The sequence below is a fragment of the Klebsiella planticola ATCC 33531 genome, from assembly GCF_000735435.1.
Taxonomy (GTDB): Bacteria; Pseudomonadota; Gammaproteobacteria; order Enterobacterales; family Enterobacteriaceae; genus Klebsiella; species Klebsiella planticola.
The window spans coordinates 65892-87490 of record NZ_JMPP01000033.1 but is presented as its reverse complement, the minus strand read 5'-3'; the positions used below and the strand labels follow the sequence as shown (position 1 = coordinate 87490).

The following is a 21599-nucleotide window of genomic DNA, read 5'->3' as shown; positions in this document are numbered from 1 at the left end:
TGACCGAAAAACGTCACGATGCGCGCTCCTGAATCGCACGCTGAGCCGCTTTTTCGCGGGCAATCGGCAGCAGAGCCTTGCCGTATTCCCGCGCATCATTTAAGGGATCGAAGCCGCGAATCAGGAAGTTGCGCACTCCGAGGTCGTAATAATCCAGCAGCGCATCGGCAACCTGTTCCGCCGTTCCGACCAGCGCGGTGGAGTTATGGCCGCCGCCGACCAGTTTCGCAATGCCGGTCCACAGACGTTTATCCACCACATTTCCCTGTTCTGCCGTGGCCCGCAGGCGCCGCGCGCCTTCGCTATCGGGCTTCGCTTTGAACCCCTGACCCGCCTGCGCCGCCCGTTCGGAAGCGACATGCAAAATATGCTCGGCCTTCTCCCAGGCCTGCGCTTCGCTGTCGGCAATAATCGGCCGGAATGAGACGCTAAAATCAATGTGGCGCTGATGCTTCGCTGCTTCGGCACGCACCCGACGGATGGTCTCCTCCGTCTGCCCTAACGATTCGCCCCACAGGGCAAAAACGTCAGCAAGTTTACCGGCCACCGCAATGGCAGCCTCGGAGGAGCCGCCGAAGTAGATCGGAATGTGCGGTTGTTGCAGCGGACGAATCGCCGACCACGCCTGTTCGGCCTGATAAAAATCATTGTCGATATCAACGGGCTGTTCCGCAGTCCAGACTTTTCGCACCGTATCAAGGAAGGCATCGGTACGCGCGTAGCGCTGGTCATGATTGAGGTAGTCACCATCCCGACGCTGTTCGGCATCGTTGCCGCCGCTGATGATATGTACCGCCAGACGCCCACCGAGCAGATGCTCCAGGGTGGCAAACTTACGTGCCGCCAGCGTTGGCGAGACGAATCCGGGGCGATGGGCCAGCAGGAAACTGATTTTCTCTGTCGATAATCCGGCCAGCGCGGTAACCAGAAAGCCATCCGGCTGATCGGACCAATGCCCCACCAGCAGGCGATCGAAGCCGGCCGCTTCGTGAGTTTGCGCAAAGCGCACGATATAGTCGCGGTCAAAAACCGGTCCTGCCGGGGCGATGGTTTCGGATGAGAGGCGATGGCCGATCATCCCGAGAAACTGAATGCTCATAACATAACTCCTTGCGTCGGGTAACGGTGGCCGCAGCGGCGGCGCCTGTCGTTACCCTATACATCGGCAGTTAATGAGCAAAATGCATTTTTATCATATCTTAATATGCAAAATCAGCATTTAGATAATTTAGTATACTCTTCAATCAGATAGAGTAAGCTGCTGCGCAATTTTCCCGGCAAAAAAAGTGAACGGCTGCTGCAGATTCGCCAGATTCTGTGCGCTCACCTGCCACAAGCAGACCGCCGGCTGGAAATCGGCTAACGTCAGAACGGTCACCTCATCGCGCCACGGGCTGGCGGCCAGCGCCGCACGCGGTACCAGACCCAGCCCTTGCCCCTGAGCAACCAGGCCAATTTGCAGGTGAGCCCCCGCGGTTTCGACATTCAGCTGAAGCCGCAGCCCCTGAGCCTGGAGTTCACGAATTAACCCCGCCCGCAGCCCGCAGCCGTCAGGGTTAAGCACCCAGCCCTGAGACGCGCAGTCCCGCAGTTCAGCGGCCTGCAGGCGCAGGCTTTTCGCCGCAATCACCACTATATCCAGCGAACACAGCAACCGGCCGGCATAGCCATCGGCAAAGACCTGCTGTGCCGGCCCCATTGCCAGCATGCCATCCAGCTCGACGCTCTCGAGTCGCTTTTGCAGCAGCCCGCTCCAGCCGCAGGTCACCTGCGGCTGGAGCTGCGGAAACTGCTGGCGTAGCGCCAGCAGCGCCGGCTGGAGCGCAATTTCCGCCACGCTCTGCGGTACGCCGAGGCGCAAAATACCGTGTGGTTCCGCCTGCGGATCCAGCAGCCCGTACAGCTTTTTCGTCTCCCGCTTGATGCTCAGGCACTGCTCATAAACCCGGTGCCCGGCGGCGGTCAGGGTCAGCGGTCGGGTCTGGCGCTCCAGCAGGGTCACGCCGAGAGTTTGCTCCAGACGCTGCAGCCGTCGGGTAATCGCCGATTGGGTAATTCCCAGATATTCCGCCGCCTGATTGAGGGAAGAAAACTGTACCGTCGCCAGCAGGGCGTCAATGTCGTCGATGCGCATAGAATCCTTAATGTGAATTTTGCATATTAATATATGCGTAAATTGCATTTAAATAATATTAACGCCTTTGTTAGCGTAATGACCAGTCCCTCTGACAGGAACCGTTCATGACCGCACCACGACTGGAAAAACTACGCCATTTTATTCAAGAGGTTGATGCCCTTCATCGGGAGTTCAGCGACGAATCGCAGCTGCTGGAGGCGGTTGCGCAGCGCCTGGCGCGGCTGGTCAGGCAGGATGACTGGCTGCCTGACGAGTACGCTTTGCCGCATCCCCACCACTACCAGCAATACCTGCTGCACGCCGACTCCGGACAACGCTTTTCGATCGTCAGCTTTGTCTGGGGCCCCGGGCAGGCCACGCCGATTCACGACCATCGCGTGTGGGGCGTCATCGGCATGCTGCGCGGCGCGGAAGAGAATCAGCGCTATCGTCTCGATGCTGCAGGTCTTCCGGTGGCCGACGGTATTGCCGGACGGCTCTCGCCGGGCGAGGTCGAAAAGGTCTCCTCCCGCGATGGCGATATTCACCGCGTCAGTAACGCGCTGGCGGAGAGCGTGTCAATCAGTATCCATGTCTACGGCGGCAATATTGGCGCCGTTAAACGTGCCGTCTATACCCCGGAAGGTCTCATCAAACCCTTTATTTCCGGCTACTCCAATCGCCACTTACCCAATATCTGGGATTTCCCGAAGGATAATTAATATGCCCATCCACACTTATCGCCAGCCAGCGCAAGTGCGCCAGGCGCTGCTCGACCACGCCGAACTGGCGCTGATTGACGTGCGTGAAGAAGCGGATTTTGCCACCGCTCACCCGCTGTTTGCAGCTAATCTTCCGCTGAGCAAGCTCGAGCTGGAAATCCACCGTCGGGTGCCGCGGCTGACGACGCCGATCACCGTTTACGATAACGGCGAGGGTCTGGCCGCCCAGGCCGTCGATCGCCTGCGCGGCTGGGGATATCAGGATGTAGCGCTGCTGGAAGGCGGCCTGAAGGGCTGGCAACGCAGCGGCGGCGAGCTCTTCCAGGACGTTAACTCCCCCAGCAAAGCGTTCGGCGAACTGGTGGAGAGCCAACGACAGACCCCCTCTCTGAACGCGGAAGAGGTGCAGGCGCTGATCGACAGCCGTCAGCCGGTGCTGATTGTCGACGCCCGACGGTTCGATGAGTACCAGACCATGAGTATTCCAGGCGGCATCAGCGTCCCCGGCGGTGAGCTGGCGCTGCGTATTGACGGACTGGTCGACTCGCCGCAGACGCCAATCGTCGTCAACTGCGCGGGACGTACCCGCAGCATTATCGGCGCCCAGTCGTTGATCAATGCCGGCGTGAGCAACCCGGTCTACGCCTTACGTAACGGCACCATTGGCTGGACGCTGGCCGGTCTGACCCTCGATCGCGACCAGCAGCGCCGCTATGCCGATGAATCGCTGGCTTCGACGGCGCGTCTTCAGCAGGTCAGCCAGCTGGCGGCAAAAGCCGGGGTGGCGGTTATCGACCAGGCCACGCTCCGGCGCTGGCAGCAGCAGAACGACCGCACCACCTATCTTTTTGACGTCCGCAGCCCGGAGGAGTACGCCGCGGGTCACCTGCCGGGAAGCCTCAGCGCACCGGGCGGCCAGCTGGTCCAGGAGACCGATCACCACGCCAGCGTGCGCGGAGCACGTATCGTCTTAGTGGATGATGACGGTATTCGCGCGGCGATAACCGCCTCGTGGCTGGCGCAAATGGGATGGGAAACGGCCATCCTGCGCGGTCTGAGCGCAGCGAACTTTAGCGAACGCGGCGTGCCGCCCGCCCGCCTGCCCGTGGCGCCTGCGGCAGAGGAGATCGACGCATCGCAGCTGGCGGCACTGCTGCGCGAACCGGGAACGGTGGTCCTGGATTTCACCACCAGCGCCAACTATGTGGCGCGGCACATTCCCGGGGCATACTGGCTGATACGCTCGCGGCTGAAACAGGCGCTGGCGCTGATTCCCTCTGCCAGCCGCTACGTACTGACCTGCGGCAGCAGCCTGCTGGCGCGCTACGCCGTCGCCGAAGTGGCGGCGCTGACCGGCAAACCGGTGCAGGTGTTGAGCGGAGGCACCGCCGGGTGGATCGCCTCAGGTCTGCCGCTGGAGCATGGCGCAACCCATCTGACCAGCGCGCGTAGCGATCGCTATCGTCGTCCCTATGAAGGGACCGATAATTCCCGCGAAGCGATGCAGGCCTATCTGGAGTGGGAGTATGGCCTCGTGGCCCAGCTGGCAAACGACGGGACGCACGGGTTTACGGTACTGTAGCGCGGCCGCGCGATGCCGGACGATATCAGGCCTCGCGCATAATCCACGAATACTGGAACGTTTTCTCTGCCGGGAAGTGCGTGCGCCGCCGGAACGATCCCAGCGACTGCGGCGTACAGTAGGTACAGCTGCCCAGCCATTCAATATGATTTTCCGCCACCCCGGCGCGGCGTAACAGCAGCTGGCCAAAAGCCCGCAGATCGAACCACATCGTGTCGTCCCCCGTCGCCGGCGCTTTTTCCGCTTCAGGCTCAGGGCCACGACGGTGCAGAAACAGCCGATCGCGGTGCTGTTTGACCAGCCCGGCCACCGGCATCGCCAGCAGCGCCTGATAAAATGCCGCCGAGACCTCATAGCAGCAGGCCTGAATATGCGGCCCAATCGCTACCACCACCTCGTCCGGCGGTATGCCATGTCGGGCAAAGAGATCGAGACTATTAGCAATAATTCCGGTCGCCGCGCCGCGCCAGCCCGCATGCACGCTGCAGACAAAAGCGCCGTCACGGGAGGCCATCAGCATCGGCAGGCAATCGGCAGTCACCACCCCCACCTTTTGCCCGCCCAGTGCGGTAAAAACCGCGTCGGCATGCGGGCGTTCCGCCAGCGGCTGCTGAAAATGATGAACCACATTGCCGTGCACCAGCTTCACCGGAGCCAATTCAGCGTAAGGAAAGGCGGCCGTTTCGTGTACATCGAGAAAGGCATAGCGAATGCCGGGAATATCGCTCAGTAACCGGGATTGAAAAGACATGGCGGCAGAGATAAGCAATGGGTGATGATTTACCGTATGCCAAAGTCTGCCGTTGCGCAAGGTGGCGCGCTGCCGGGCCCTGAAGCATAACCCGGCGCCGACGTCAGGCTATTGATTGCCGTCTCTGGCGATTCATCAGCCAGAACACCGCCACGCCAGCCAGCAGAATCCCGGGCGCGGAGGCGGCCATCACCCCAACGGTACCGGCCCCCAGCGCCAGCATTTTTCCCGCCAGCAGCGGACCGCTCATCGCCCCCAGCCGCCCGACGGCCACCGCCGTCCCCACCCCGGTGGCGCGAATTTCCGTGCGGTAGAACAGCGGCGCCAGCGCGTACAGCACGCTTTGCCCGCCGGTGGCGAACAGCCCGGCCACAAAGCCGGAGAACAGCATCGCGGGAAAGGAGGTGGCGCAGCCCAGCGCCAGCAGCGACGCCAGCATACCGCTATAGATCAGCAGCGACATCAGCAGCGGACTTAGTTTATCCAGCAATGCCCCCAGCAGCAGCGTGCCGCAGGCGGCTCCCAGCTGCAAAACAAACATTACGCCTGCCGCCTGACCGGCGCGAAATCCCTGACCTATCAGCAGCATGGGCAGCCAGTTGATCAGCATATAGACCACCAGCAGCGTAAAGAAATAGCACAGCCACAGCAGCAGCGTGGCGGTGGCATTTTCCGGCGCCAGCAGCGTCCGCAGCGGCGCGCTCTGCGTCCCGGCGCGAAAGACGGCGGATTCAGGCAGCCAGCGCAGTAGCATCGGCACCAGCAGCAGTGGCACCACGCCGCCGACCCAGAATACCGTCTGCCAGGCAGAGGTCTCCCCCCACCATCCCAGCGCCGCGGCCAGCGCGGCGCCCACCGGCACCCCGCAGTACATCAGGCTGACGGCGGTACCGCGAAATCGCGGGCCGGCCGCTTCGGAGGTTAATGCGATCAGATTCGGCAGCGCCGCCCCCAGCCCCACACCGGTCATCAGGCGCGCCAGCAGCAGCAGCGGAAAGCTCCCTGCCAGCGCGGTCGCGATGGAAAACAGACCGAACAGCATGACCGACGCGATCAGCACCCGCTTGCGGCCATGGCGGTCAGCAAGAATTCCCCCCACCAACGCGCCGGGAAGCAGCCCGAGGATACCGGCGCTGAAGATCCAGCCCATCTGCATATTGTCGAGCGCGAAGGCGTGAGCCATCCCGGCGGCGGCGATCCCGGCCGCCTGAAGATCCAGCCCTTCCATCAGGGCCACCATAAAACAGAGCCCGATGGTTAACATCAGGCGTGAAGCCGATCCAGAGGTTGTCGTGGTCATAGGGTACCTGTGCGATAGCGAAAACGGTGCCGGTGAAAGGCGGCTGATACGTTGCCAGCCGCCCGTTTTTATTTCGCGCGCTTGAGCAGGTCCAGCGCCACATCGACGATCATATCTTCCTGGCCGCCCACCATCCGCCGCTTGCCCAGCTCGACGAGAATATCGACCGCGCTCAGACCGTAGCGCGCGGCCGCCACTTCGCTATGGCGCAGAAAGCTGGAGTAAACCCCGGCATAGCCCAGCGCCAGGGTTTCGCGATCGACGCGTACCGGACGATCCTGCAGCGGCCGCACCAGCTCATCAGCGGCGTTCATCAGCGCATACAGATCGGTGCCGTGGTTCCAGCCAAGCTTGTCCGCCGCCGCAATAAAGACCTCCAGCGGCGCATTCCCCGCCCCGGCGCCCATGCCGGCAAGGCTGGCATCGATGCGGTCGCAGCCCTCTTCCACCGCGGCGATAGAGTTGGCGACGCCGAGGCTCAGGTTATGGTGCGCATGCATCCCGGTGGCGGTTTCCGGCTTGAGCACCGCCCTGAGGGCGCGGAAACGATCGCGAATATCGTGCATATTCATCGCCCCGCCGGAATCGACCACGTAGATGCAGGTCGCGCCGTAGGATTCCATCTTCAGCGCCTGCTGCGCCAGCTGCTCCGGGGTAGTCATATGGCTCATCATCAGGAAGCCAACGGTATCCATCCCCAGCTCGCGGGCGAAGGCGATATGCTGGGCGGAAACATCCGCTTCCGTGCAGTGGGTTGCCACGCGCACTACCCGCGCCCCGGCCTGATACGCATTTTTCAGGTCGTGCAGGGTGCCGATGCCGGGTAGCAGTAAAGTGGCGATTTTCGCCCGGCTGACCGAAGACGCCGCCGCTTCAATCCACTGCAGGTCGCTATACGCGCCGAAGCCGTAGTTAAAGCTCGACCCCTGCAGGCCGTCGCCGTGGGCCACCTCTATCGAATCCACTCCCGCGCTGTCCAGCGCCCGGGCAATCTGGCGCACATTGTCGAGCGAGTATTGATGGCGAATCGCGTGCATCCCGTCGCGCAGGGTCACGTCTGAGATATAGAGTTTTTTGCCGTTCATGCTGCGTCTCCCGCCGTACCGTTCATCGCCTGAGCCATTTTTTCCGCCGTCGCCAGCGCCGCTGAGGTCATAATGTCGAGGTTGCCGGCGTAGGCTGGCAGATAGTGCGCCGCCCCTTCGACCTCGAGGTAAACCGCCGTTTTCAGGCCACAGAAGCGGCCAACGCCCGGTAGGTTCACCGGCTTATCTTCCGCGATCACCTCAAACTGCACCTGCTGTTTCAGGCGGTAGCCCGGCACATAGGCCTGCACCGCAGCCGCCATCTCGGCGATCGACGCGGCAATCTCCTGCTGCGACGCCGCTTCGCTCAGGACATAAACGGTATCGCGCATCATCAGCGGCGGCTCCGCCGGGTTCAGTACGATAATCGCTTTACCTTTTGCCGCGCCGCCGACTTTCTCTATGGCCTGCGAGGTGGTTTCGGTGAATTCGTCGATGTTAGCGCGCGTTCCCGGGCCGGCGGATTGGCTGGCAATCGAGGCGACGATTTCCGCATAGTGCACTTTTGCCACCCGCGATACCGCCGCCACCATCGGGATGGTCGCCTGACCACCGCAGGTCACCATATTGACGTTGCCCTCGGCAAGATTGGCCTCAAGATTGACCACCGGCACGCAGTACGGGCCGATCGCCGCCGGGGTCAGGTCGATCACCCGGATCCCCGGTTTGGCTTCCCGCAGCGCGGCGTCGTTTTTCACGTGCGCTCCGGCGCTGGTGGCGTCAAACACGAAATCGATATCGGCGAATTCCGCCAGCTGCATCAGGCCGCCGACGCCCTCGTGCGTGGTGGCAACGCCCATACGTCGGGCGCGGGCCAGACCGTCGGATTCAGGGTCGATGCCGACCATCACCGCCATTTCCAGGTGCTGGCCGTGGCGCAGAATTTTAATCATTAAATCGGTGCCGATATTGCCGGAGCCGATAATGGCGACTTTGCGTTTACTCATCACTGTTTTCCTCTTGCGCGACAAACGTTGCCGCCACTGAACCTAAACCGTCAATGTCGGCGGCAAAGCGATCGCCGGCGTGAATCGCCACCATCGGACCTAACGCCCCGGTCAGCACGATGTCTCCCGCCCGCAGCGGTTCGCCGAGGCTGGCCATTTTGCGCGCCAGCCACACCGCCGCATTGAGCGGATGACCGAGACATTCGCTACCCCGCCCGGTGGACACCTCTTCCTCGTTACGCGTCATACGCATGGTGCAGTTTTTCAGATCCAGCCCGGCCGGACGCCGCGCCGGACTCCCCAGTACGTAAACGCCGCAGGAGGCGTTATCGGCGACCGTGTCGACGAAGCCAATCGACCAGTCGCGGATACGGCTACCGACCACTTCCAGCGCCGGCAGTACCCAGTCGATAGCGGCGTACAGCTCATCAAAGGTGGTATCGGCATGCGGCAGGTCGTGTTTAAGCAGCAGGGCGATTTCGGCTTCCACTTTCGGCTGCAGCACCCGGGAGAACGGCACATCGGCGTTATCGCCATAGCACATGTCGGCAAACAGGGTGCCGAAGTCCGGCTGGTCAACGCCCAGCTGCTGCTGCACTTTAGGATGGGTCAGCCCTACTTTGCGCCCCACTACCCGCCGTCCGTGCGCGACGTGGTGCTGGACGTTAATCCGCTGGATGGCGTAGGCCGCCTCCGCATTATCGACGCCGAGAAGATCGCGCAGCGGTTCAATGGCCCGCCCCTGGGTTTCGGCGTCACGCAACCGTTGCGCCAGCTGTTCGAGAGATAACGTTGTCATGACGGTTCCTTATTTGCGCGCCAGAAAATCCAGCACCAGCTGGTTGAAACTGTCGGCATGTTCCCACTGCGCCCAATGGCCGCAGTCACGATAGAGATGCAGTTCAGAACCGTTAATCCCGGCCAGCAGGCGCAGGCCGGCGTCCATCGGTACAAAGCGGTCGTTGCGCCCCCAGACGATCAGGGTTTGGGCGCGGATTTCGCCGAGACGCGGGCTAAAATCCGGGAACTGTTTCGGGTTGGCTTCCAGACTTTTGACGAAATTATCCAGATGATCCCGGCGCGACAGCATATTGTTGAGGCGCGCTTCGAACAGAGCCTCGGTCAGATCGCGGGTATCGAAGACAAAGATATGCATCATCTTTTTCAGGTTTTCGATGGTCGGTTCGCGATACAGGCCGTTCAGCAGCTTGATGCCTTCCGTCGGCATCGGCGTAAACAGGCTCATGCCGCCGGTTCCGCCGCCCATCAGCACCAGCTTGCCCACCCGTTCCGGCCAGCTCAGAGTGAAGGCCACCGCGCTGTGACCGCCCATGGAGTTGCCCAGCAGATGCACTTTGTTGATATCCAGCTGATCAATAACGTTTTTCAATACCCGGGCGTTCAGGTCTGAACGGGAACCGCGATTGACTATCGAGTCGCTTTTTCCCCAGCCGGGACAGTCCAGCAGAATGACCCGGTAGCCGGCCTCGACCAGCGGATCGATATTGCGGCTGAAGTTCGCCCAGCCGGTGGCGCCGGGGCCGGAACCATGCAACAGGACCACGGTTTCATCCCCCTGGCCGCAATCATTAAAATGGATGCGTAGTGTTTCTCCGCCCTCTTCTACGTTGAGGAATCGGCTGGTGTCGGCTTCAGTTTGCGGTTGGTAGCTCATCATATTCTCCCGTTAATTCAGTTCTGCGCGGCGGCGCTCAGCGAGCCAAATCCGGCTATCCACTCGGGGATGGGTCGGTAATAGCGGCCTTCGCAGCGCCAGCGGCCAAATGCGGATAGCGCGGCAAAGGCGGCCACCCAGGTCTTAATTTCGTGCGTCGATTTGCCGGCCATTGCCGACAGCTCTTCGTTACTGACCGCATCCAGCTCCGTCAGCCGTCCCTGCTCGAGCAGGCTCATAAAGCGGTTGTCCCAGACGGGATTGAGCGGATAGAGCGAGTTCTGGTCCTCGATAAACTGTTTCGCCGCGCTAATGACCCGCTGCTGGCGCAGTTCCCGCTCGTCCGGCGGCAGCTGTTTGCCGCTGCCCAGCAGCCGGTCGCGCATATGGGCATCGGCTTTCGCCAGTTCCGGCACCGGCGGCTGATGCGACAGTCCGCCGGAGCCGAGGATTAATACCCGTTTGTTGAGGGTGGTCAGGAAGCGGCCGATGGCTTCGCCCAGCATGCGGGTGCGCTGAAATCCCGGCAGCGGCGCTGCGACGCCGTTAATAAATACCGGCAGAACCGGCAGCGTATCGAGGCCGCCAAGCAGGAACTCCAGCGGTTGCGCAAAGCCGTGATCCACCTGCATACAGTAAGAGACCGCCAGATCGATCCCGTCCTTCATCACCGCGTGGGCGCAGGCTTCCGCCAGCGCCGTCGGCACCGGCAGAACGCCGCTGGCGCTGCTGAAATCACCGATAGAGGTCGCGCCGATGCCTAAACAGAACGGCGGCATCACATCGTAGAAAAAGCCGTTGTAGTGATCGGGGGCAAACAGCACCACCAGCTCCGGGTCGAAGGCGGCAATCCGCGCCCGCGCGTCGGCAATGGCGCCGTTAACTTCGTCCAGTACCGCCTGTTCCGGGTCCACGTAGCCCACCAACGGCGTATGCGAGAGGCAATGAAGATAAGCGTTCATATCAAGCCACCTGTTCAATCGTTGTTGCCATCTGCGCGGAGGCCAGCTGCATCTTGCTGGCCAGCGCGTCGAGCTTTTTGCTCAGGGTTTGCGGGATGGCCACGGTGGCGACGAAGCGATCCGGACGCACAACGGCAATCGCGGTATCGTGCTGCGCGAACCAGCTTTTCAGACGGTTTTGCGTATCGCCGACGCGGATAACGCCGGGCACGTTGTCCTGTTCGCAATGAATCTGTACCTCCGGCACCACCTGAATAAACCGCACCCCGACCGCGCGCCACTGGGCTATCTGCCCGGCATTCAGCCCCCATTGCGGGTTGCAGCCCCAGGCGATAATGGCGAATCTGGCGCCAATCACCTCATCAAGCAGCGTCACCTGCCCGTTTTCCAGCGTGACCTTCGGCTGGATAAACATTTTGCCTGCCGGCGATGTTTTGCCTTCGCCTTCCGCCAGCAGCGCGCCGTCGCGATACTGCGGCATCGGCTTGAAACGCATCTCGAGGAAGTAGCGTTTGACCGGCGGCAGATAGTTCAGCAGCCACGAAATCCCGTCGCGCACCGTGCCATGCCAGCGTTTCGCCGGCGCCAGCACGTTGCCGGCGGTGACCGAGAGATCGATCATCGCTTTGGCGTGATCGCGCCGCTCTTGTTGGTAGCTGTCCAGCAGCGCCTCTCCGGCTTTACCATTCACCACCAGCGCCAATTTCCAGGCCAGGTTGAAGGCATCGCGCATGCCGCTGTTGTAACCCTGTCCCTGCCAGACCGGCATGATGTGGGCGGCATCGCCCGCCAGCAGCACGCGATCGACGCGAAAGCGTTCGGCGATGCGCGCGTTATGGGTGTAGACGCGCTGGCGAATCAGCTCGACGTGGTCGGGGTCCGGCAGCACCTTGCTCAATAGCTGGCGCATCTTGTGCGGCTCGCTGAGCTGGGCTTCGGTTTCGCCGGGCATCACCATAAATTCGAAACGCCTTATGCCGTGCGGCAACGCAGCGGAGACGTACGGACGCACCGGGTCGCAGCACAGATAGACGTGCGGCGTCGCCAGCGGGTCGTTGGCGATATCGATAACAATCCATTGATTCGGCGCGGTTTGACCTTCGAAGGGAATATTCAACGTGCGGCGAATGAAGCTGGCGCCCCCGTCGCAGGCGACCAGCCAGTCGGCGCGAACGGTTTCCCGCTCGCCGTCGCTGCCTTTTACGTTCAAGGTGACACCGTCACTATCCTGAGTAAAAGCTTCAACTTCACGGGAAAACAGGCAGCGCACATGGGAAAAACGGCTGAGGCCGTCATACAGCACCGCGTCGACCTGCGGCTGAATAAACGCGTTACGTCGCGACCAGCCAAACTCGTCGGTCATCGGCTGAATATCGGCAAAGCAGCGCCCTTTCGGCGTCAGAAAACGCATCGCGTGCCACGGCGTGGTATGCGGAAGAACATTGTCCACCAGCCCGATGCCCTGCATCGCGCGCAGCGATTCATCGTCGATGCCGATAGCGCGCGGGTAATCAATCAGCGCGTCGAGCTTTTCGACAACCACTACGCTGACGCCCATCTGACCAAGGTAATTGGCCATCATCAGGCCGACCGGCCCCGCGCCGGCGATAGCGACCTGGGCGGTGTGCTGTACAGCGGGTTGAATATCCGGATTCGATGTTGTCATTTCAGAACCTCACGACTCAGACAAGGTACCTGGCGTCGCAAACTGACGCCCAGCACTTTGTTAAATAGATGTGAATATATTTTTATAGTGAGGTCAGTATAGGGTCGGCCGGATGCGCTACAATCAAAACATCACCGGATGTGCACCAGGTGCACATCGTTGTTTATCTGGATATTTATCGAGGTAACATGCGCGAAAACAGGCAGGCGGATTACAAAACGGTCCGCGGATTGAGTCGGGGATTGTTGTTACTTAATTTGTTAAATAAATTCGATGGCGGGGCCACGATCGGCACGCTGGCTGAGTTTAGCGGTCTGCATCGCACCACCGTCAGGCGGCTGCTGGAGACATTGCAGGAGGAGGGTTACGTTCGCCGCAGTCGATCCGATGACAGCTTTCGTTTAACCCTCAAAATCCGTCAGTTGAGTGAAGGATTTCGTGACGAACATTGGATTTCTGCCCTCGCCACTCCGCTGCTGGGAGAGCTGTTGCGCGAAGTGCTGTGGCCGACGGATATCTCCACGCTGGATGTTGACGCGATGGTGGTCCGTGAAACCACGCACCGCTTCAGCCGCCTGTCGTTTCATCGCGCGATGGTCGGCCGTCGGCTCCCGCTGCTGCTGACCGCCTCGGGGCTCACCTGGCTGGCCTTCGCCCCGGATCATGAGCGCCAGGCGATGATCGAGATCCTCGCGGCGCGTCCGGAAGAGGAGTATCAGCTGGCGCGGGAGCCGGAAAAGCTGGCGGCCATTCTTGAGCGCACGCGACGCCAGGGCTACGGCGAAAACTTTCGCGGCTGGCAGCAGGAGGAGAAAATCGCCTCCATCGCCGTACCGATCCGCAGCCAGCAGCGGGTTATTGGTTGTCTGAACCTGGTTTATATGGCGAAAGCGATGAGTCTTGAGCAAGCGGCGCAGAAATATCTGGCGCCGTTGCAAAAAGTGGCCGCCCAGATCGAGTCGCGAATGACCGAAGAAGAGGTTTTTTACGAGTAAACTTGTCCTGAATGGGTAGACAGGCCGGTTAGAATTGCTTCCGCCAACGCTATATATTTTAATATACGACGATTCTTCTCACCTAACCGAGTCCTCTCATGTCAAAACGACCCCGTTTCTTACCGGGGCTGACGCTGCTCAGCGCCTGCCTGTTTGCCGGTCATGCCTTTGCCGACCGTACCGTCACCGACCAGCTCGGCCGCGAAGTGACGCTTCCAGACCACATTACCCGCGCCGTCGTTCTCCAGCATCAGACCCTCAATCTACTGGTGCAGCTTAATGCCGCCGACGAGATTGTCGGCGTGATGAGCAGCTGGAAAAAGCAGCTTGGCCCTGCTTTCACCCGCTTTATGCCGGGGATTGAACGGCTGCCGACGCCGGGAGATTTAACCCAGGTCAATATCGAGAGCCTGCTGGCGCTGCATCCGCAGGTGGTGTTTGTCGCCAACTATGCGCCGCAGGCGATGATTCAACAGATTCAGAACGCCGGGATCCCGGTGGTGGCTATCTCGTTACGCCAGGACGCCGCGGGTGAAAAAAACAAGATGAACCCGTCGATGGCCGACGAAGAGCAGGCCTATAACGAAGGGTTAAAGCAGGGTATTCGCCTGATTGGCGCGGTGGTCGATCGTAAAGACCAGGCGGAAACGCTCATTCGCACCACCTTTGCAGCGCGTAAAGAGGCCAACGCGCCGGTCGCCGATATCCCCGACGACCAGCGGGTGCGCGTCTATATGGCCAATCCAGACCTTAATACCTACGGCTCCGGCAAATACACCGGCCTGATGATGAAACATGCCGGCGCGCTGAACGTCGCGGCGGCCACGGTCAAGGGCGCGCGTCAGGTCTCACTGGAGCAGGTTTTACAGTGGAATCCGCAGGTGATCTTTGTCCAGGACCGCTATCCGCAGGTGGTCAAACAGATCGAATCCGATCCGCAGTGGCAAGGGATTGACGCGGTAAAAAATCACCGCGTCTGGCTGATGCCAGAGTATGCCAAAGCCTGGGGTTACCCGATGCCGGAAGCGCTGGCCCTCGGCGAGCTGTGGATGGCCAAAAAGCTCTATCCTTCCCGCTATAACGGCGTGGATGTTGATGGTAAAGCGCAGGAGTACTACCAACGATTTTATCGCGTGAAGTGGACGCCGGATGCTCAGTAATCGTCACCCGGCGCTGCTACAAGGCGGGCTGGCGCTGGCAACCTTGTTGATTGCTGTCGCCTCGCTCTGCGCCGGCCAGTATCACCTGAGCCTGAGCGAGGTGTTCAGCCAGCTGGGACATCTGTCGCCCGCTGACGGCGTGGCCGGGCAAATCGTCTGGTCGGTGCGCCTGCCGCGCGTCATCATGGCGCTGCTGGCCGGCGGCGCGCTCGGTCTGTGCGGCGCCACGCTGCAGGGCGTGTTCCAGAACCCGCTGGTGGATCCCCATATCATTGGCGTCACCTCCGGTTCCGCGTTTGGCGGCACGCTGGCTATCCTGCTGGGGCTGGACACCGTGCTGATGATGACCTCCACCTTCGGTTTCGGCCTGCTGGCCCTCATGCTGGTGTACCTGATTGCCGCGCTGCAGGGGCGGGAAAATACGCTGGTGCTGATTCTTTCCGGGATTATTCTCAGCGGTTTTTTCGCCGCGCTCGTCAGCCTGATGCAATATCTGGCCGACACCGAAGAGACGCTGCCGAATATTGTCTTCTGGCTGCTGGGCAGCTTCGCCACCGCCAGCTGGCACAAAGTGGCGCTCATGGCGCTACCGATTCTCGTCAGCGCCACGATCCTGATCGCGCTGCGCTGGCGGATCAACCTGCTGGCGCTGGAGGAGAAAGACGCGCGCGGTCTCGGCGTTTCGGTCACCGCGCTGCGCCGCGGCGTGCTGCTATGCTGCGCGGTGCTGGTGGCCGCACAGGTGGCGGTCAGCGGCAGCATCGCCTGGGTGGGGCTGGTGATCCCGCATCTGGCACGGCTGCTGGTCGGCGCCGACCATCGCCGTCTGCTGCCCACCGCCTTCTGGCTCGGCGGCGGATTCATGATCGTGGTCGACGATCTGGCCCGCTCGCTGACCCAGGCAGAGATCCCTGTCGGGATCATTACCGCGTTGCTCGGCGCCCCGCTGTTTACCTGGCTGCTGATCCACTCACGTCGTCGGGGGATGGTCTGATGAACATGTCGCTTCGCCTGGCGGAACTGCGCTACGGCCATCGTCAGCCGCTCTTCCGGCCGCTCAACCTGCAGTGCCTGCCCGGTGAAATCTGGGCGGTGCTCGGCGCCAACGGGCGCGGGAAAAGTACCCTGCTCGACACCCTCACCGGCGTGCTGCCGCCGCTTGGCGGGAGTTTCCACAGCGAAGGTGGGATAGCGATTGTGCCGCAATCGTTCCGTCCGGCGTTCAACTGGCTGGTGCGGGAGGTGGTGTTGCTGGGCCGCGCCCGGCAAGTCAGTCTGTTTGCTCAACCGGCCGTTGAAGATGAACGCCGGGTTGAGGAGGCTTTACGCCAGCTGGGCATCCCCGACCTCGCGGACCGCGCGTTTCGCTCACTCTCCGGCGGCCAGCAGCAGCTGGTGCTGATTGCCCGCGCGCTGGTGGGTGCCAGCCAGAATATCCTTCTGGATGAGCCCTGCTCGGCGCTGGACCTGTCCAACCAGCAGGTGGTGCTGCAGCTCATCAGCGACCTGGCCCATCGCCAGTCGCGCACCGTGCTCTTCACCACCCACGACCCCACCCATGCCCTGCAGGTCGCCAGCCATACGCTGCTGCTACTGCCGGACGGCGAGTGGCTGGCGGGACGCTCCGGGGAAGTGCTTAGCGAGCCGCATCTGCAACGCACCTACGGCCTGGCGGTACGTAAAATTGAGTACCCCGGCTCAGACTCGCCGCTGCTGGCGCCGCAGTTTACTATTCGGCGTTAGCCGGTAAAAAACCCGCGGCCTGCAGATACTGCTGCCCTTCCGCGCCGAGAATAAAGCGGCACAGACGCTGCGCCCCGGCGCTCTCGTCGAGCGTCGTCAGCTGATAATCGGCCTGGATATTCCACGGCGCCGGGATCGCGACCGTCCGCAGATCGTCAGCCATCGCCATTTGACTGGCGTAATGGGCATAGCCAATAAACAGGTCGGTTAACCCCTCGCGGATAAGCCAGGCTCCCGCCGTTTCGCCCGGCGGGACGCTGAGCGACTGCCGTCCACCGACCAGCTGCTGAGCGCGGGCCATCATCGCGCTACCGGCGCCCGGGAAGCGGGCTTCAATGCGCTCAAACAGCTGCCAGGTATAGTCGCCGGACGGGTCGCAGCCCGGCGTCGATGTAGCCAGACGCAGCTGCGGGTTAGTCAGGAGCGTCAGCCAGTCGTCTCTCTCGCCGGAGGCGGTGCGACGGGCGGTCAGCATCAGCTGGTTGCGGGTAAACGAATGACATTCCCCCGCCCTGCCGGCCTGGCGCAGCGCCTGGGGATGCTGGCGGTTGGCAGAGGCAAATACCGAACACGCCGCCCCGCCTTCAATGCGCTCGCGCAGTAAACCGGCAGGACCAAAATGGGCCTCGACCAGAATACCGCTTTGCTGATGGAAACGTGCCAGCAGCGGGATAAAAGCCCCTTTCAGGCTCCCCGCTGCCAGCAGAACGACTGCGTTGGTCATCGTGATTGCTCGCTAAACGCCCGGAAACAGAGCGATATATTAACCGGGCCGCCAGCGATTCAGTAGCGAATTTCCGCCAGTTCGCGCAGCTGTTCCGGGGTCGCTACCGGTAGGTTGAAGAAACGCAGATAGGCCGGGATCATTTCAAACAACATGTCGGTTCCGCGCTGAACCGGGCAGTCGCGCGCCTGAGCGGCCTGCAGCAGCGGCGTAAAAGCCTGGGTCATCACCACTTCCCCTACCCAGGTACCGGGCGTCAACCGCTGCGGGTCCAGCGGCAGCGGGTCCCCCGCCTTCATTCCCAGCGGCGTGGCGTTTACCACCAGATCGTGCCCCTGCGGGTCACGCTGCATCAGGCTGATATCCAGCAGCGGGTAGTGTTGCAGCAGACGGGCCGCCAGCGCATGCGCAGCATCGGCGTGGCTATCGTAGAGCGTCAGAGCGCGCCCCCCCGCCGCTGCCAGCGAAGCGGCGATTGCCGATCCCACGCCGCCGCAGCCGACCACCAGCGCCCGCGCCCCCTCAGGCTGAAAACCTTTACGCCGGATACCGAGCACGAAACCGTCGCCATCGAACATATCGCCGCTCAGAGTGCCGTCGGCCTCGCGGCGAATGGCGTTGCAGGCGCCGGCAATGGCCGCCGTGGGGCTGAGGCGATGCACCAGCCCGCAGGTGGCAATTTTGTGCGGCATCGTGACCAGCGCACCGATAATATTGGTCAGCGTAAACAGCGCCGGAACCACCGTCGCCAGCGCCTCCGGCTTCACGCCCGTGGGCACCACCTTGACATCCACCTGCTGTCGGTCGAACCACGGGTTGTAGATCATCGGCGCCTTAAAACCGCCGGTCGGATAACCCAGATGCGCGATCAGCTGCGTATTACCACTAATTATCATCCCCAGCTCCTTTACTGCGATAGCTCGATGCGTTTGACATCGCCCAGAATAAACAGATACGCCACGACGCCGAGCAGCGCGGCGCCGCCGATATAGATAAGCGCATAGAAGAAGTCGCCGAAGGCGGCGACGATAAAGCCAATCACCAACGGCGTGAGGATTCCCGCGAAGTTAGCGCAAAAGTTAAACAGGCCGCCGGTCAGGCCGCCCAGCCCTTTCGGCGCGATATCGGAGATCAACGTCCAGCCCAGACCGACCATTCCCTGACCAAAGAAGGCGAATGACATCACCAGAATCACCGCCAGATCGCTGCTCAGCCAGTTGGCGGAAATAATGCTGCTGGCCATCAGCAGACCGGCAACGATCGGCAGCTTACGCGCGAGGTTGGCCGAGCCGGTGGCCTTCAGCAGTTTGTCGGAGATCCAGCCGCCGAACATCACGCCGCCGGCAGCGGCAAGGAACGGCAGAATGGCGAAGATTCCCACCTTCAACCACGGCATATGCCGCGCGGTGGCCAGATAGGTCGGGAACCAGGTGAGGAAAAACACCAGCACCGTATTGCCGGCAAACTGGCCGATGCTGGCGCCCAGAATCTGCCGTTTCCCCAGCAGTTGACGCACCAGCGGCCAGCTGAAAGCCGTCTGCTGGTCGCTCGCCGTCACCAGACCGCCGCCGTTGACAATATGCTCTCGCTCCTGCTGGCTGAGGCGTTTGTCTTCATGCGGTTCGCGGTAGCAGCGCCACCACACCAGCGCAAACAGCACCCCGACAGCGCCGACGCTGATAAACAGCGCCCGCCAGCCGAAACTGCCCATAATCCAGAACAGCAGCGGTGAGAAGCAGGCCAGCCCGAGGTACTCCCCGACGGTATAGACTGCCGTTGCCTTGGCCCTCTCCTGCTGCGGGAACCACGCGCTGACCACCCGGCTGTTCACCGGGAAACAGGGCGCCTCGCTGACCCCCAGCCCAAAGCGGCACAGCAGCAGGGTTTTCAGCCCTATCGCCATGCCGTGAAACAACGTAAACAGCGACCACAGCGTCAGCGACAGGAAATAAGTCACTTTATTGCCGAAACGGTCGAGGAACAGGCCGCCGGGAATTTGCGCCAGCGCGTAGGTCCAGGCAAAGGCGGAAAACACGATCCCCATGACCGCGGCATCAATCCCCAGTTCGGAAGTTAAACTGGGGGCCGCGATGCCCAACACCGTCCGATCGAGGTAGTTAATCATCGTGCCGATAGCCAGCAGCGTGAGGATCCCCATTCGCCGCCGGGAGCGCGGCACGGCGGTCGCGGCTTGCGCCGCTGCCGTGTGATTCTGGCTGTACGCGTTCATAGTCGTTTTCCTGTCATAGGGTGCAGATGAATGTTGTTATTGTATTGGCGATGCTGTGCTCAACGAACCATTTGATACATCACTAACTGTATTGCATTGCCGACAGACGAACGGCGGCATTTGCCGCACCGTACAGGGCATAGCCATCGCGTCTTTCGGTCAATTCGAAGAAAAAGCGCCCTGCCGAGAACGGCCGGGTATAGAGGTGGAGGAACTCCCCGCCGCGCGGATCGCGGTCATAGAGAATGTGCAGACGTTGCAGGGTCGCAACGTCCACCGCCTCGCCATAGCGCGCCAGCAGGTCATCATAGTAATTAGCCGGAATCGGCAGCGCCTGACGGGAGACCTGCGGCAGAGCGTCGAGGGTCTCCGGCAGGTGGCGGCAGGCAAACGCCGCGTGCTGCAAGCCCGCCCCCTGATAGCAGGCCACCGACCGGGCAATCTGGGTGGCGCGGCTCTGAGAAATATTCAGGGCCAGGCGAATATTACCCTGCGGGCTGTGCACCGCCAGACTGCGCACCAGACCATACGGATCCGGCAGCGTCTGTTCATGTTCGAGAGTGAAACCGAAGACGGTGCGGAAAAAGATAATCCAGTTATCGCGGCTTTCCGCCTCCATGCCCAGCGCCAGATGATCGATGCCGCTGTAGTCATCGCGCAGCGCTGGCGCGTCGTGCAGATGAAAATCACGGGCGTAGATATCGTCACCGGCTTCGATTAAATAGATCAGGCTGCCGTCGGGGGCGCAAATCGCCGGAATCGGACTTTCATTCGGCCCGGCATCGCCTTGCCAGGTAGCGTAGCCATAGGCGCGGGCGCGCTCAACAATCGCCGCGCTGCGGCTGACGCGCAGCGCCATCGCACACAGCGAGACTCCGTGGCGCTGGTGAAAATGGTCGGCCCAGCTGTGCGGTTGGTAGTTCACAATCGCTCGTGCGCCGCCGTTGCGCCACAGCACCACCTGTTTCGAACGGTGGCGACCTTCCTGACAGAACCCCAGCTGCGACAGGCGCTGGCCGAGGGCCTGCGCTTCCGCTGGGCTGGCGGCAAATTCGATAAATTCCAGACCGAGATAGTCTGGCGCTGTCGCGGCGTGAAACAGCGATGCATCGCTGTTGTCCAGCTGCCGGTAGGTCTGCTCTTCCAGCCATTGCAGCGAGCGGTAGCCATCTTTCGCCGTTGCGCCGTTCGGCGAAGCGCGGAAGCCGTCATTGAAAATTTCCAGCGACCACGGGCCGCGATAGCCGCAGCGGGTCAGATCGCGGGCAAAGTCCACCAGCGGCAGCTGTCCCTGCCCTGGGAAGCAGCGGAAATGGCGGCTCCACTCCAGAACATCCATCTTCATCAGCGGCGCATCGGCCAGCTGCAGAAAGGTAATTTTGTCCACCGGGACTTCAGGCAACCGCTGCAGCGTATCGCCGCGGGCGAGGATATGAAAGCTATCGAGGACGATACCGAGCGCCGGGCTGTTGACGCTTTTCACCCGTTCCCAGGCCTGATACCAGCGGTTGACGTGCGTTCCCCAGGCCAGCGCTTCGTAGCCGATGACGATCTTTTCCTGCTCCGCCAGCGCCGCCAGCGCGGCGAGATCTGCCACCTGCAGCGCAACATCGGCGGAACACTCCGGCTGCACATTGCTGCACAGGAGCAATGTGTCGCAGCCCAGCTCATGCATCAGGGCGAATTTGCGCTTCGCCCGCTCCATATTCGCCGCAAACTGGCTGCGACTGGCGCCTTCAAAATCGCGAAAGGGTTGAAAAAGCGTGATTTTTAGCCCTAAATCGGCCGCCAGATTGCGAATATCCGCCGGCGTGCCGGTATAATACAGCAGATCGTTTTCAAAGATTTCGACGCCTTGATAACCCGCAGCCGCAATAGCATGGAGCTTTTCAGGCAAGGTGCCGGAAATCGAAACGGTAGCAATAGAGCGCAGCATAAGGT

Annotated in this window: 19 protein-coding genes and 1 pseudogene; 6 read left to right on the top strand and 14 right to left on the bottom strand. The window is 61.6% G+C overall.

Translation table 11 applies throughout. The features are described 5' to 3' along the window. Positions 1-12: 12 nt before the first annotated feature. A pseudogene (locus GRPL_RS10690) lies at positions 13-1099 on the bottom strand (LLM class flavin-dependent oxidoreductase); the annotation flags it as partial. Positions 1100-1240: 141 nt separating this feature from the next. After that, the gene (locus tag GRPL_RS10695; RefSeq protein WP_032699562.1) at positions 1241-2134 is read right to left on the bottom strand and encodes a LysR family transcriptional regulator; all 894 of its coding nucleotides are present in this window, start codon (positions 2132-2134) and stop codon (positions 1241-1243) included. A 107-nt stretch (positions 2135-2241) separates the two neighbouring features. On the opposite strand from GRPL_RS10695, the gene GRPL_RS10700 reads away from it, so the two are divergent. Both GRPL_RS10700 and GRPL_RS10705 read left to right on the top strand, forming a co-directional pair. Then, complete coding sequence (locus GRPL_RS10700; protein ID WP_032687172.1) at positions 2242-2838, top strand: cysteine dioxygenase family protein; 597 nt, start codon at positions 2242-2244, stop codon at positions 2836-2838. 1 nt (position 2839) lies between these two features. Beyond that, entirely contained in the window at positions 2840-4420 is a 1581-nt protein-coding gene (locus GRPL_RS10705) for a rhodanese homology domain-containing protein (protein WP_032699560.1), read from the top strand. A gap of 25 nt (positions 4421-4445) precedes the next feature. On the opposite strand, the gene GRPL_RS10710 is transcribed toward GRPL_RS10705, so the two are convergent. From GRPL_RS10710 to GRPL_RS10745, 8 genes are all read right to left on the bottom strand, one after another. After that, on the bottom strand, positions 4446-5171 hold the full coding sequence (locus GRPL_RS10710) for a purine nucleoside phosphorylase YfiH/LACC1 family protein (RefSeq protein WP_032699558.1): 726 nt from the start codon (positions 5169-5171) through the stop codon (positions 4446-4448). 103 nt (positions 5172-5274) lie between these two features. Next, entirely contained in the window at positions 5275-6471 is a 1197-nt protein-coding gene (mhpT, locus tag GRPL_RS10715; RefSeq protein WP_032699555.1) for a 3-(3-hydroxy-phenyl)propionate transporter MhpT, read from the bottom strand. A gap of 68 nt (positions 6472-6539) precedes the next feature. Next, on the bottom strand, positions 6540-7556 hold the full coding sequence (gene mhpE / locus GRPL_RS10720) for a 4-hydroxy-2-oxovalerate aldolase (protein ID WP_032699554.1): 1017 nt from the start codon (positions 7554-7556) through the stop codon (positions 6540-6542). Further along, positions 7553-8503: an acetaldehyde dehydrogenase gene (gene mhpF / locus GRPL_RS10725; protein ID WP_032699551.1), complete on the bottom strand. Its 951-nt coding sequence runs from the start codon at positions 8501-8503 to the stop codon at positions 7553-7555. Before mhpF ends, mhpE begins: the two co-directional genes overlap by 4 nt. Beyond that, positions 8496-9302 (bottom strand): 2-keto-4-pentenoate hydratase, encoded by an 807-nt coding sequence (gene mhpD / locus GRPL_RS10730; protein ID WP_032697362.1) that lies wholly within the window; start codon positions 9300-9302, stop codon positions 8496-8498. Before mhpD ends, mhpF begins: the two co-directional genes overlap by 8 nt. 9 nt (positions 9303-9311) lie before the next feature. Next, positions 9312-10178: a 2-hydroxy-6-oxonona-2,4-dienedioate hydrolase gene (mhpC, locus tag GRPL_RS10735; protein WP_032699549.1), complete on the bottom strand. Its 867-nt coding sequence runs from the start codon at positions 10176-10178 to the stop codon at positions 9312-9314. A gap of 17 nt (positions 10179-10195) precedes the next feature. Then, positions 10196-11140, bottom strand: coding sequence for a 2,3-dihydroxyphenylpropionate/2,3-dihydroxicinnamic acid 1,2-dioxygenase (gene mhpB, locus GRPL_RS10740; protein ID WP_032699546.1), 945 nt, complete (start codon positions 11138-11140; stop codon positions 10196-10198). Position 11141: 1 nt separating this feature from the next. After that, positions 11142-12806, bottom strand: coding sequence for a bifunctional 3-(3-hydroxy-phenyl)propionate/3-hydroxycinnamic acid hydroxylase (locus tag GRPL_RS10745; RefSeq protein WP_032699543.1), 1665 nt, complete (start codon positions 12804-12806; stop codon positions 11142-11144). A 188-nt stretch (positions 12807-12994) separates the two neighbouring features. Here GRPL_RS10745 and GRPL_RS10750 point away from each other — a divergent pair, with 188 nt between their 5' ends. The 4 genes from GRPL_RS10750 (at position 12995) to GRPL_RS10765 (ending at position 16704) form a co-directional block, all read left to right on the top strand. After that, positions 12995-13801: a DNA-binding transcriptional regulator gene (locus GRPL_RS10750; RefSeq protein WP_032699615.1), complete on the top strand. Its 807-nt coding sequence runs from the start codon at positions 12995-12997 to the stop codon at positions 13799-13801. Positions 13802-13899: 98 nt separating this feature from the next. After that, positions 13900-14961, top strand: a complete 1062-nt coding sequence (locus tag GRPL_RS10755; RefSeq protein ID WP_032699541.1) for an ABC transporter substrate-binding protein — start codon at positions 13900-13902, stop codon at positions 14959-14961. Beyond that, positions 14951-15955, top strand: coding sequence for a FecCD family ABC transporter permease (locus tag GRPL_RS10760; RefSeq protein ID WP_032687161.1), 1005 nt, complete (start codon positions 14951-14953; stop codon positions 15953-15955). The genes GRPL_RS10755 and GRPL_RS10760 overlap by 11 nt, the downstream gene beginning before the upstream one ends. Further along, positions 15955-16704, top strand: a complete 750-nt coding sequence (locus GRPL_RS10765; protein WP_032699538.1) for an ABC transporter ATP-binding protein — start codon at positions 15955-15957, stop codon at positions 16702-16704. The genes GRPL_RS10760 and GRPL_RS10765 overlap by 1 nt, the downstream gene beginning before the upstream one ends. Here the strand turns inward: GRPL_RS10765 and GRPL_RS10770 are convergent. The 4 genes from GRPL_RS10770 to GRPL_RS10785 form a co-directional block, all read right to left on the bottom strand. Continuing rightward, positions 16691-17428 (bottom strand): substrate-binding domain-containing protein, encoded by a 738-nt coding sequence (locus tag GRPL_RS10770; RefSeq protein ID WP_032699535.1) that lies wholly within the window; start codon positions 17426-17428, stop codon positions 16691-16693. The two genes, GRPL_RS10765 and GRPL_RS10770, sit on opposite strands and share 14 nt — an antisense overlap. A gap of 59 nt (positions 17429-17487) precedes the next feature. After that, positions 17488-18324: a shikimate dehydrogenase family protein gene (locus GRPL_RS10775; protein WP_032699532.1), complete on the bottom strand. Its 837-nt coding sequence runs from the start codon at positions 18322-18324 to the stop codon at positions 17488-17490. Positions 18325-18335: 11 nt separating this feature from the next. Next, a complete protein-coding gene (locus tag GRPL_RS10780) occupies positions 18336-19658 on the bottom strand; it encodes an MFS transporter (RefSeq protein WP_032699529.1) in 1323 nt (440 codons plus the stop codon). Between the two features lie 82 nt (positions 19659-19740). Beyond that, entirely contained in the window at positions 19741-21594 is a 1854-nt protein-coding gene (locus GRPL_RS10785; protein ID WP_032699527.1) for a bifunctional sugar phosphate isomerase/epimerase/4-hydroxyphenylpyruvate dioxygenase family protein, read from the bottom strand. Positions 21595-21599: the final 5 nt, after the last annotated feature.

Excerpts from the sequence above, each read along its gene's own strand:
- GRPL_RS10695 (WP_032699562.1), bottom strand. The coding sequence starts at position 2,134 with ATGCGCATCGACGACATTGACGCCCTGCTGGCGACGGTACAGTTTTCT.
- GRPL_RS10700 (WP_032687172.1), top strand. The coding sequence starts at position 2,242 with ATGACCGCACCACGACTGGAAAAACTACGCCATTTTATTCAAGAGGTT.
- GRPL_RS10705 (WP_032699560.1), top strand. The coding sequence starts at position 2,840 with ATGCCCATCCACACTTATCGCCAGCCAGCGCAAGTGCGCCAGGCGCTG.
- GRPL_RS10710 (WP_032699558.1), bottom strand. The coding sequence starts at position 5,171 with ATGTCTTTTCAATCCCGGTTACTGAGCGATATTCCCGGCATTCGCTAT.
- mhpT (WP_032699555.1), bottom strand. The coding sequence starts at position 6,471 with ATGACCACGACAACCTCTGGATCGGCTTCACGCCTGATGTTAACCATC.
- mhpE (WP_032699554.1), bottom strand. The coding sequence starts at position 7,556 with ATGAACGGCAAAAAACTCTATATCTCAGACGTGACCCTGCGCGACGGG.
- mhpF (WP_032699551.1), bottom strand. The coding sequence starts at position 8,503 with ATGAGTAAACGCAAAGTCGCCATTATCGGCTCCGGCAATATCGGCACC.
- mhpD (WP_032697362.1), bottom strand. The coding sequence starts at position 9,302 with ATGACAACGTTATCTCTCGAACAGCTGGCGCAACGGTTGCGTGACGCC.
- mhpC (WP_032699549.1), bottom strand. The coding sequence starts at position 10,178 with ATGAGCTACCAACCGCAAACTGAAGCCGACACCAGCCGATTCCTCAAC.
- mhpB (WP_032699546.1), bottom strand. The coding sequence starts at position 11,140 with ATGAACGCTTATCTTCATTGCCTCTCGCATACGCCGTTGGTGGGCTAC.
- GRPL_RS10745 (WP_032699543.1), bottom strand. The coding sequence starts at position 12,806 with ATGACAACATCGAATCCGGATATTCAACCCGCTGTACAGCACACCGCC.
- GRPL_RS10750 (WP_032699615.1), top strand. The coding sequence starts at position 12,995 with ATGCGCGAAAACAGGCAGGCGGATTACAAAACGGTCCGCGGATTGAGT.
- GRPL_RS10755 (WP_032699541.1), top strand. The coding sequence starts at position 13,900 with ATGTCAAAACGACCCCGTTTCTTACCGGGGCTGACGCTGCTCAGCGCC.
- GRPL_RS10760 (WP_032687161.1), top strand. The coding sequence starts at position 14,951 with ATGCTCAGTAATCGTCACCCGGCGCTGCTACAAGGCGGGCTGGCGCTG.
- GRPL_RS10765 (WP_032699538.1), top strand. The coding sequence starts at position 15,955 with ATGAACATGTCGCTTCGCCTGGCGGAACTGCGCTACGGCCATCGTCAG.
- GRPL_RS10770 (WP_032699535.1), bottom strand. The coding sequence starts at position 17,428 with ATGACCAACGCAGTCGTTCTGCTGGCAGCGGGGAGCCTGAAAGGGGCT.
- GRPL_RS10775 (WP_032699532.1), bottom strand. The coding sequence starts at position 18,324 with ATGATAATTAGTGGTAATACGCAGCTGATCGCGCATCTGGGTTATCCG.
- GRPL_RS10780 (WP_032699529.1), bottom strand. The coding sequence starts at position 19,658 with ATGAACGCGTACAGCCAGAATCACACGGCAGCGGCGCAAGCCGCGACC.
- GRPL_RS10785 (WP_032699527.1), bottom strand. The coding sequence starts at position 21,594 with ATGCTGCGCTCTATTGCTACCGTTTCGATTTCCGGCACCTTGCCTGAA.